This window comes from Pseudomonas sp. MONT-RG-20F-20-E-7-02 (assembly GCF_022662395.1).
GTDB lineage: Bacteria > Pseudomonadota > Gammaproteobacteria > Pseudomonadales > Pseudomonadaceae > Aquipseudomonas.
Window position 1 is genome coordinate 94,469 of sequence record NZ_JAKNQN010000013.1, and the last position, 10,234, is coordinate 104,702.

The 10,234-nt window shown below is 63.8% G+C and carries 7 protein-coding genes; 6 read left to right on the forward strand and 1 reads right to left on the reverse strand.

Annotated elements, in window-relative coordinates; all coding sequences use genetic code 11:
- The first annotated feature begins 3 nt into the window (after nt 1–3).
- Nucleotides 4–4,899, forward strand: coding sequence for an alpha-2-macroglobulin (locus L8I05_RS27405; RefSeq protein WP_242175063.1), 4,896 nt, complete (start codon nt 4–6; stop codon nt 4,897–4,899).
- A 79-nt stretch (nt 4,900–4,978) separates the two neighbouring features.
- On the opposite strand, the gene L8I05_RS27410 is transcribed toward L8I05_RS27405, so the two are convergent.
- Complete coding sequence (locus L8I05_RS27410) at nt 4,979–5,269, reverse strand: hypothetical protein (protein ID WP_159953965.1); 291 nt, start codon at nt 5,267–5,269, stop codon at nt 4,979–4,981.
- A 211-nt stretch (nt 5,270–5,480) separates the two neighbouring features.
- Here L8I05_RS27410 and pbpC point away from each other — a divergent pair, with 211 nt between their 5' ends.
- The 5 genes from pbpC (at nt 5,481) to L8I05_RS27435 (ending at nt 10,213) form a co-directional block, all read left to right on the forward strand.
- On the forward strand, nt 5,481–7,772 hold the full coding sequence (pbpC, locus tag L8I05_RS27415) for a peptidoglycan glycosyltransferase PbpC (RefSeq protein ID WP_242175069.1): 2,292 nt from the start codon (nt 5,481–5,483) through the stop codon (nt 7,770–7,772).
- 160 nt (nt 7,773–7,932) lie between these two features.
- On the forward strand, nt 7,933–8,241 hold the full coding sequence (locus L8I05_RS27420) for a MazG-like family protein (protein WP_177017427.1): 309 nt from the start codon (nt 7,933–7,935) through the stop codon (nt 8,239–8,241).
- On the forward strand, nt 8,234–8,983 hold the full coding sequence (locus L8I05_RS27425) for a methyltransferase (protein WP_242175065.1): 750 nt from the start codon (nt 8,234–8,236) through the stop codon (nt 8,981–8,983). The genes L8I05_RS27420 and L8I05_RS27425 overlap by 8 nt, the downstream gene beginning before the upstream one ends.
- A 24-nt stretch (nt 8,984–9,007) precedes the next feature.
- Nucleotides 9,008–9,610: a DUF4136 domain-containing protein gene (locus L8I05_RS27430; RefSeq protein WP_177017429.1), complete on the forward strand. Its 603-nt coding sequence runs from the start codon at nt 9,008–9,010 to the stop codon at nt 9,608–9,610.
- A gap of 45 nt (nt 9,611–9,655) precedes the next feature.
- On the forward strand, nt 9,656–10,213 hold the full coding sequence (locus tag L8I05_RS27435; protein ID WP_177017430.1) for a DUF4136 domain-containing protein: 558 nt from the start codon (nt 9,656–9,658) through the stop codon (nt 10,211–10,213).
- The last annotated feature ends 21 nt before the right edge of the window (nt 10,214–10,234 follow it).

Here is a 10,234-nt window from a genome sequence, read left to right on the forward strand (position 1 = left end):
CCCATGCTTAACAAAGGACTGTTCCTGGCCTGCGCGCTGGCCCTGCTGAGCGCCTGCGATTCCTCCGATAAACCGGCTGCCCCGTCTGCTCCAACGGTGTCGACCGCGCCGAAACCCGTCAAGGCCGCGGAGGACGTGGCAGCGCTCAAGCAGCGTTACGCCGGGCGTGAGTTGAGCGTGGTGGATGTGTCCGAAGTCCAGCTGGACGGGGCCAGCACCTTGTCGGTGAGTTTTTCCATTCCCTTGGATCCCGACCAAAAGTTCGCCGACAAACTGCATCTGGTCGACAGCAAGTCCGGCAAGGTCGACGGCGCGTGGGAGCTGTCCGATAACTTGATGGAGTTGCGCCTGCGTCACTTGGAGCCGCAGCGCAAACTGGTGCTGACCGTGGATGCCGGGGTCAGGGCGGTCAACGACAACACGCTCGCCGCCGAGTACAGCGCACGCCTGGAAACCCGTGACCTGCAAGCCACGGTCGGCTTCGCCAGCCGTGGCACCTTACTGCCGACCCGTCTGGCTGAAGGCTTGCCGGTGATCGCGCTGAATGTCGACAAGATCGACGTCGAATTCTTCCGCATCAAACCCGAATCCCTGCCGTCGTTCCTGGCGCAGTGGGGGCGCAATACCAGCCTGCAAAGTTATGAGTCCCGCGAGCTGCTGCCGATGGCCGACCTGGTCTACGGCGGCCGTTTCGACCTGAACCCGGCGCGCAATACCCGCGAGACCCTGTTGCTGCCGATCGCCGGCCTCAAGCAGCTGCAACAGCCGGGCGTGTACCTGGCGGTGATGCGCGCCTCGGGCACCTACAACTATTCGCAACCGGCCACGCTGTTCACCTTGAGTGATATCGGCCTGTCGGTGCACCGCTATGCCAATCGCCTGGATGTGTTTACCCAGGCACTGGAAGGCGGCAAGGCGCTGGACGGCGTTGACCTCGAAGTGCTGGATGCCGAAGGCCGCGTGCTCGGCCAGGGTAAAACCGAGAAGGGCGGCCACGCCGAATTGCCGCTGCCGAAAAAGGCCCAGGTGTTACTGGCCAAGCAGGGCGAACAAACCAGCATGCTGCGCCTGGACAGTGCCGCGCTGGATTTGGCCGAGTTCGACATCGGTGGCCAACCGGCACACCCGCTGCAATTCTTCGTATTCGGCCCGCGTGACCTGTATCGCCCCGGCGAAACCGTGCTGCTCAACGCCCTGTTGCGCGACAAGGATGGCAATGCGGTCAAGCCGCAACCGGTGAGCGTCGAAGTGCGCCGCCCGGATGAGCAAGTCAGCCGCAAGTTCGTGTGGGATGCCGATGCGTCAGGCCTCTATCAATATCAACTGCAATTGGCCGGTGAGGCGCCGACCGGGCGCTGGCAACTGGTGTTCGACCTCGGCGACGGCAAGCCGCAGCTGTATGAATTCCTCGTCGAAGACTTCCTGCCCGAGCGCCTGGCGCTGGAACTCAAGGGCAGCGACACGGCCTTGAGCCCGGCGGATAATCCGGTGATTCACGTCAATGGCCGCTACCTCTACGGCGCACCGGCGTCGGGCAACCGCGTCAGCGGGCAAGTGTATGTGCGCCCCCTGCGCGAAGCGGTCAAGTCGCTGCCGGGTTATCAGTTCGGCTCCGTCACTGAAGAAGAACTGAGCCAGGATTTCGAGCTGGACGAAAGCGTACTCGACGCCAAGGGCCAGGAAGAACTGACCCTGGAAAGCAAATGGGCCGAGGCCAAGTCGCCGCTGCAACTGATTGTGCAAGCCAGCCTGCAAGAGTCGGGCGGGCGGCCGATCACGCGGCGCCTGGTGCAACCGATCTGGCCGGCCGAGCAACTGCCCGGTTTGCGAGGGTTGTTTGACGGCAAGGAAACCAATGGTGACGGCCCGGCAGAGTTCGAAGTGCTGGTGGCCAATCAGGATGGGCAGAAACTCGCTGCGCAAAACCTCAAGGTGCGCCTGGTGCGCGAGCGCCGCGACTACTACTGGAACTACTCGGAAAGTGACGGCTGGAGTTATCACTTCAACGAGAAATTCCTCAACCTCGACGAGCAGACCTTGAATATCAAGGCCGGCGACACCGCCAAGGTCAGCTTCCAGGTGGAGTGGGGCCCCTACCGCGTCGAAGTCGAAGACCCGCAAACCGGGTTGGTCAGCAGCCTGCGTTTCTGGGCCGGCTACCAGGCCCAGGACAACACCGAAGGCGGCGCCGTGCGCCCGGACCAAGTCAAGTTGGCACTGGATAAACCCGCGTACGGCGATGGCGATACCGCCACGGTCACCGTCACGCCACCGGCGGCCGGCAAGGGCTACTTGCTGGTGGAGTCCAGCGAAGGGCCGCTGTGGTGGCAGGAAATCGATGTGCCGGCCGAGGGCAAGAGCTTCGCCGTGAAACTCGACCCGAAATGGTCGCGCCATGACCTTTACGTCAGCGCGTTGGTGATTCGCCCAGGTGAGCGCAAGGCCAATATCACCCCCAAACGTGCCGTCGGCCTGCTGCACCTGCCGCTGGATCGCACCCAGCGCAAACTGGGCCTGACCCTCACCGCACCGGAAAAAATGCGCCCCAAACAAGCGCTGACGGTAAAGATCGCCGCCAAGAACGCCGATGGCAGCGTGCCGAAGCAGGTGCATGTGCTGCTGGCGGCTGTGGACGTGGGCATCCTCAATATCACCGAATACCCGACGCCGGACCCGTACTCCAGCCTGTTTGGTCGCAAGGCCTATGGTGTGGACCAGTTCGATATCTACGGCCAGTTGATCGAAGCCGGCCAGGGCCGTTTGGCCAGCCTGGCGTTTGGTGGTGACGCGGCGCTGGCCAAGGGCGGCAAACGCCCGGACACCAGCGTGACCATCGTCGCGTTGCAAAGCGCGCCGGTGACCTTGAACGAGCAGGGCGAGGGCGAAGTCAGCGTCAATATCCCGGACTTTAACGGCGAGCTGCGCCTGATGGCCCAGGCCTGGAGCGATGACCGTTATGGCATGGCCGAAGGCAAGACGGTGATTGCCGCGCCGCTGATTGCCGAGCTGTCGGCGCCGCGCTTCCTGGCCGGCGGTGACCAGACGACGTTGGCGCTGGACCTGTCCAACCTGTCGGGCAAAGCGCAGAAGCTCGACGTGCAACTGAGGGCCGAAGGGCAGTTGGAGTTGCTCAACAGTGCTGCGCAGACGGTGGAACTCAAGCAAGGCCAGCGCACCACCTTGCGTATCCCGGTGAAAGCCTGGGGCGGCTTGGGGCAGGGCAAGGTCAGCGTCACGGTGAATGGCCTGGACCTGCCGGGTGAAAACCTGCCGCCGTTCAGCCGCGAATGGACCCTGGGCGTACGCCCGGCCTACCCCGCGTTGCTCAAGCATTACCGCGCAGTGCTCAAGGATCAGCCGTGGAGCCTCCCGGCCGGTACGTTGGACCAGTTCGATAACTCGGGGCGTGAAGCGCTGCTGAGCCTGTCGAGCCGGCCACCGCTGAACCTCGGTGCGCAGATCCGCGCGCTCAAGGCCTACCCTTATGGATGCCTGGAGCAGACCGCCAGCGGCTTGTACCCGTCGCTGTATGCCGACGCTGCGTTGCTCAAGCGCCTGGGCGTCAAGGGCGAGGCGGACAGCGAGCGCAAGCGCAAGATCGAACTGGGCATCGAGCGGCTGCTGGGCATGCAGCGCTACAACGGCAGCTTCGGTTTGTGGGGCGCCGATGGCGATGAGGAATATTGGCTGACCGCCTACGTCACCGACTTCCTGTTGCGCGCCCGCGACCAGGGCTTTGCTGTGCCGCCCGAAGCGCTGAAGAAGGCCAGCGAGCGCCTGCTGCGCTATGTGCAGGAGCGCAACCTGATTGAGGTGAGTTACAGCGACAACGCCGACCACACCCGCTTTGCCGTGCAGGCCTACGCCGGCATGGTGCTGGCGCGCAGTCAGCAGGCGCCATTGGGCGCGTTGCGCAGTATTTTCGAACGCCGCAGCGATGCGCGCTCCGGCTTGCCGTTGGTGCAGTTGTCTATCGCCCTGCAAAAAATGGGCGACCAGCCGCGTGCCGATCAAGCCTTGCTCGCCGGTTTGGCGGCGCAGCGCAACGCCAATGAGTGGCTGGCCGACTACGGCAGCCCGCTGCGCGATCAAGCGATGATCCTGGCGTTGCTCGAAGAAAATGACTTGGCCAAAGGCAAGCGCGAGGAGCGTTTGTTCACGCTGTCGGACCAGTTGGCCGCCAGCCCGTACCTCTCGACCCAGGAGCGTAATTCGCTGTTCCTGGCCGGGCGCCTTGGGTTCTCGCAGGCGGAGCCGAACTGGCAGGTGTCGCTCACCGGCAGCGGGGGTGTGCATGAGTTGAATAATCAACAGTCGACGTTGGAGCTGGACGGCAAACAGCTGTCCAGTGACCTGGCCTTGAGCAATCAGGGCGAGGCGCCGGTGTACCAGCAACTGACGATTTCGGGTTACCCGCAAGTGCCACCGGCAGCGGGTGGTGACAACCTGAGTATCCGTCGCGAGTACCTGGGCATGAACGGCCAGCCGTTGAACCTGCGTAACGTGAACAGTGGTGATTTGGTGCTGGTGCACCTGGCGGTGAGTGCCAAGCAGCGGGTGCCGGATGCCTTGGTAGTCGACCTGTTGCCGGCCGGCCTGGAGCTGGAAAACCAGAACCTGGCGCAAAGCGCGGCCAGCCTGGAAAACGCCAGCAGCCAAGTCAAGGAATGGCGCGAGTCGATGCAGAACGCGTCGCTCAAGCATCAGGAGTTCCGCGATGACCGCTATGTGGCGGCGATGAACCTGGACGGCTATGGCACCACGCACCTGTTGTACCTGGCGCGGGCAGTGACGCCGGGCACGTACCGCGTGCCGCCGCCGCAGGTGGAGTCGATGTACCGGCCGAACTGGCAGGCGGTGGGGGAGACGCCGGCGGATCTGGTGATCAAGGGCCGCTGAGGTCTGGCTGAAGGCACTGGGTTCAAATGTGGGAGCTGGCAAGCCAGCTCCCACAGGGGATTGGGGAAGTGCTTGGGGTTTAGTGGACGACCCAACTCAGCAGCCACAGGCCGAGCATCAGCCAGATCACGCCAATGATGATCGAGGCGCGCATGAAGGCGCGTACGGCCGAGTACAGGAACAGCAAGCCGATGATCAGCGTGATGATGCTGATGATCGAGGTGTCCATGCCCAGTGAGCGGGACATGCCCTCGACGAAGTTGCCGCCCGCATTGGACAGCATGTTGAACAGCCCACTGAAGAACTCGACGATGTAGTGGATGATCAAGCCAACGGTGTTACCCAACCATCCGAAAAAGTCTACTTGCATAGGTGTGTCTCGATGAATAAGTGGACGAAATTGCCAGCACTGAGCCTTTGGGCGCGATGGGTCGCGGCTAGTTCCATGAAGCATAGAGGTTTGCGCGGTTGAATTTGCGATTAGTTGTGGGCGGGGTGGGGCCGCTGTGAGTGAGTTGACTGATAGGCCGCCATCGCAGGCGAGCCAGCTCCCACATTTACTGCGCGTGGGCGTGGGTTTTGTGTTGTTGGTGATTGCGCTGTTGTGGCTGGCGGATCGGATTTGGCCGTTGCCGTTGCCCAGGGATGACTTGGCGCGGGTGGTGCTGGCTGAGGATGGCACGCCGTTGTGGCGGTTTGCTGATGCCAACGGTGTGTGGCGTTATCCGGTGCAAACCCGTGAGGTGTCGCCGTATTACCTGGATGCGCTGCTCACCTACGAAGACCGCTGGTTTTATGAACACCCCGGCGTGAACCCGTTGGCGCTGGCGCGGGCGACCTGGCAGAACTTGACCGGCGCGCGGGTGGTGTCGGGCGGCAGCACCTTGTCGATGCAAGTGGCGCGGCTGCTTGACCCGCATTCGCGCACCTTCCATGGAAAGCTGCGCCAGCTGTGGCGCACTGCGCAGTTGGAATGGCATTTATCCAAGGACGAGATTCTCAACCTGTACCTGAACCGCGCGCCGTTTGGCGGTACGTTGCAAGGCGTGGCGGCGGCCAGTTGGGCGTATTTGGGCAAGTCACCGGCACAACTGACCCACGCCGAAGCGGCCTTGCTCGCCGTATTACCCCAGGCGCCGAGCCGCCTGCGCCCGGACCGCCATCCGCAACGCGCCCAGCAAGCCCGCGACAAAGTGCTGCGGCGCCTCGCCGAGTTCCAGGTGTGGCCGCAATCGGCGGTCGATGAAGCCCTGGAAGAGCCGCTGCTGCTCGCCCCGCGATTGGAGCCGAGCCTGGCGCCCTTGCTCGCCCGCCGCCTGAACCGCCCCGACAGCCCGCCGCTGATCCGCACCACTCTGGACGCCACGCTGCAACGCCGCCTTGAAGACCTGTTGCTGGGCTGGCGCGCGCGGCTGCCGGAGCACACCTCCGCAGCCATTCTGGTGGTGGAAGAAGAAAGCATGGCCGTGCGTGCCTACCTCGGCTCGGTGGATATCAATGACGCCAAACGCTTCGGCCACGTGGACATGATCAGCGCGCTGCGCTCGCCCGGTTCCACCTTGAAACCATTTCTGTACGGCATGGCCCTGGACGATGGGCTGATTCACTCCGAATCGCTGCTGCAGGACGTGCCGCGACGCTACGGCGATTACCGGCCGGGCAACTTCTCCATGGGTTTCAGCGGCGCGGTGCCGGCGAGTACGGCGCTGTCCAGTTCGCTGAACTTGCCGGCGGTGCAACTGCTGGAGGCCTACGGGCCGAAGCGCTTTGCCGCCGAAATGCGCATCGGCGGCGTGCCCTTGGCGCTGCCGGCGCTGGCCGAACCAAACCTGGCGTTGATTCTGGGCGGCGCAGGCAGCCGACTGGAAGACTTGGTCAGCGGCTACAGCGCCTTCGCCCGCGACGGCAAGAGTGCGGCTATCCGCTTACAGCCGGACGATACGCTTAAAGAACGGCCTTTATTGTCACCAGGGGCCGCCTGGATTGTGCGGCGTATCCTCAGCGGCCAGGCGCGGCCTGACCGCGACCCGCGCGCCGAGCTGGTGCAGCGCCCGGTGCTGGCCTGGAAAACCGGCACCAGCTACGGCTTTCGCGATGCCTGGGCGATTGGTGTGGGGCCGCGCTACTTGATCGGCGTGTGGATCGGCCGACCGGATGGCACGCCGGTGCCGGGCCAGTTCGGCCTGGCGTCGGCGGCGCCGTTGATGTTGCAGGTGCATGACGTGCTGACCAACCGCGACAGCCAGCGCGGGATCAGCGCGCCCGTCAAACCGGTGCCGGCCAATGTTGGCGTCGCGGCCATCTGTTGGCCGTTGGGCCAGCCGATGAGCCGCAGCGACCCCAATTGCCGTCGCCAGCGCTTTGCCTGGACACTGGACAACACCACGCCGCCCACCTTGCAGGCGTTGGACCAGCCATTAAGTGTGGGCTTGAAGGAAACGGTGTGGGTCAACGCCAAGGGTTTGCGGGTCGATGCCCATTGCCCAGGTGCCGTGGCCAAAGACATCGCTTTGTGGCCGGCGCCGCTGGAACCGTGGCTGCCCAGGGTCGAGCGCCGTGAAGCGCGTATCCCGGCTGCCGACCCCGATTGCCCGCCACCGGCGTTGGCGGCGGCGTCGCCGTTGTCGATCGTCGGTGTTCGCGAAGGCGACCAGTTGCGCCTGCCCGCCGCCAGCCAGCAAGCGCTGCGCCTGAAAATCTCCGCCCTGGGCGGTAGCGGTCGACGCTGGTGGTTCCTCAACGGCGCGCCGCTGGGCGACAGCGCCAACCAGGACAGCATCAACGCCAGCTTCGAACACCTGGGCCGCTACCAGCTCAGCGTCCTCGACGAAGCCGGCCAAACCGCCCGCCTCGAGTTCAGCGTCGTCGACTAGAGCCTCATCGCAGGCAAGCCAGCTCCCACAAATTGAATTGTGAACACATTTAAAATGTGGGAGCTGGCTTGCCTGCGATGGCGCCCTCAAGCCCACCACCGGGATTCACTTGCCTTCATCCCTGATCCCCCCGAAGCTATACACCTTCAGGAGCCCCCGCATGAACCTCGAACACCTCACCGAACGCCTGCACCGCATCCGCGATAACAACGACTGGAAGCAATTCCACAGCCCGAAAAACCTGGCCATGGCCGCCAGTGTGGAAATGTCCGAGCTGGTGGAAATCTTCCAATGGCTGACCGAAGACCAATCGCGCCAGCTGCCCGCCGAAAAACTCGCCCATGCCGGGCAGGAAGTCGGCGATATCGTGCTGTACCTGCTGTTGCTGTGCAGTGAGTTGGGCCTGGACATGAACGAGGTGGTGCGCGCCAAATTGGCCGACAGCGAACGGCGGTTTGCCCATGAGTGACCGTCATTTCGACCAACTGGCCACGCGCTTCGCCGAGAAAATCTACGGCGGCGCCAAAGGCGCTATTCGCCTGGCGGTGCTCCAGGCCGACCTGATCGAAGCGCTGCCCGAGCGCCCGCTGCGAGTGCTGGACATCGGCGCCGGCCTTGGGCATATGTCGCTGTGGCTGGCCGAACGCGGCCACCAAGTCACCCTGGCCGAGCCCGCCGAGCCGATGCTCGAAGGCGCGCGCCAGCGCTTTGCCGACGCTGGGCAGACCGCAACCTTTATCCATGCGCCCTGGCAAGACCTGCTCGGCCAACTCACCGAACCGTACGACTTGGTGCTCTGCCACGCCGTGCTGGAATGGCTGGCCGAACCCCATGCCATCCTGCCGGTGCTGCACCAGCTCACGGTGCCGGGTGGCTGGCTGTCGCTGGCGTTCTACAACCGCGATGCGCTGATTTATCGCAACCTGCTCAAAGGCCACTTCCGCAAAATGCGCAAGAACGACATGGCCGGCGAGAAGCAGAGCCTGACCCCGCAACAGCCGCTCGACCCACGTGAGTTGGCGGCGCAACTAGAGGGGCTTTGGCAGGTCGAAAGCCAAAGTGGCGTGCGGGTGTTCCACGACTATATGCCGGTGGAATTCCAGGCCCGCGCCGATTTACAGGACTTGTTGGAGATGGAACTCGCTCACCGTCGTCACCCAAGCTTTGCCGGACTTGGGCGTTATTTGCACTGGATCTGCCGTCCGGTTTAAGCGGCCCAGTCTGCGGAGGTCGAAATGCGTCGTCTCTGTTTGATCCTGTTATCGGTGGGCTTGAGCGCCTGCTCCAGCCCCAATCCTTACGTGGCCACTTCTGCGCCCATGCCACCGGCGCCGGCGCAGGCGGCCAACACCTTTGATGCCAGCGCCTACCCGGCACCGGTGCGCGACTATGGTGCCTACCGCAACTGGGCCTGGCTCAACGGCCAACTGCCGGCGGGCACGGCGTGGGCCGATTCGGCGCAGATTGCCGAAGCGGTCAGCGGCGCCCTCGACCAGCGCGGCTTGCGCCCCTTGCATGACAACCGTGCGCCCGACCTGCTGGTGAGTGCCGACGTGCGCCTGGAAAAACGCCTGCGCCAGGTCCAGGACGATTATGGCTACGGTTACGGCGGCTATAACCGCTATGGCAACGGCTACGGCATGTACAACACGGTGCCGGTGGTTCGCACCTATGAAGTGACAGTCGCGGTGGCGCGCATCAGCTTGTTCGACGCCCGCACCCGTCAGCCCGTGTGGAGCACCAGCGCCGAAACCGCCAGCCAGGGCAGCCTCAGCGAACGGGCAGATGCCTTGCGCGAGGCCATGCAGAAGGCCATGGCCGCTTATCCACCGAGTTAGCCGCTATTCTCATCGCAGGCTCAGTTTGTCTTTTGGAGAAAAACCATGCTTCGTCGCATTGCTGCACTTGCTGTTGTTGTAGTGCTGGGCGGCTGCCAGACCAATCAGGTCAACCACGACTTTGACGCCAGCCGCGACTTCGGCGCCTACCGCAACTGGGCCTGGAAAGATCCGGCCCTGCAATACCGCCCGGATGATCCACGCATCAAGAGTGACCTCACCGAGCAACGCATCCGCCAGGCGGTGGGCGAACAACTTGACCAACGCGGCCTGCGCCCGGCAGCGGCGGGCACCAAGGCTGACCTGAACGTGCAGGCCTACCTGATCGTCGAAGACCGCCAGCAACAAGTCACCACCAACTACGGCGGCGCCTGGGGCGGCCCGTGGAATGGCTACTGGGGCGCGCCGATGTACAACGAAACGCGCAACATCACCTACAAGGTGGCAACCATCCAGATCGACTTGCTGGACGGCAAGGACGGCAAACTGGTGTGGCGCGGCAGTGACGAACAGATGATGGCCAGCTCGCCGAACCCGCAGGATCGCAGCAACGCTATCCGCACCACCGTCACCAAAATCCTCTCCAACTACCCACCGCACTAACCCCCCAATGATCGTTCCCAC

What these genes read in the sequence shown, in the direction of transcription:
- L8I05_RS27405 (WP_242175063.1), top strand. Translation starts at nt 4, where the DNA reads ATGCTTAACAAAGGACTGTTCCTGGCCTGCGCGCTGGCCCTGCTGAGC.
- L8I05_RS27410 (WP_159953965.1), bottom strand. Translation starts at nt 5,269, where the DNA reads ATGCAAGTAGACTTTTTCGGATGGTTGGGTAACACCGTTGGCTTGATC.
- L8I05_RS27420 (WP_177017427.1), top strand. Translation starts at nt 7,933, where the DNA reads ATGAACCTCGAACACCTCACCGAACGCCTGCACCGCATCCGCGATAAC.
- L8I05_RS27425 (WP_242175065.1), top strand. Translation starts at nt 8,234, where the DNA reads ATGAGTGACCGTCATTTCGACCAACTGGCCACGCGCTTCGCCGAGAAA.
- L8I05_RS27430 (WP_177017429.1), top strand. Translation starts at nt 9,008, where the DNA reads ATGCGTCGTCTCTGTTTGATCCTGTTATCGGTGGGCTTGAGCGCCTGC.
- L8I05_RS27435 (WP_177017430.1), top strand. Translation starts at nt 9,656, where the DNA reads ATGCTTCGTCGCATTGCTGCACTTGCTGTTGTTGTAGTGCTGGGCGGC.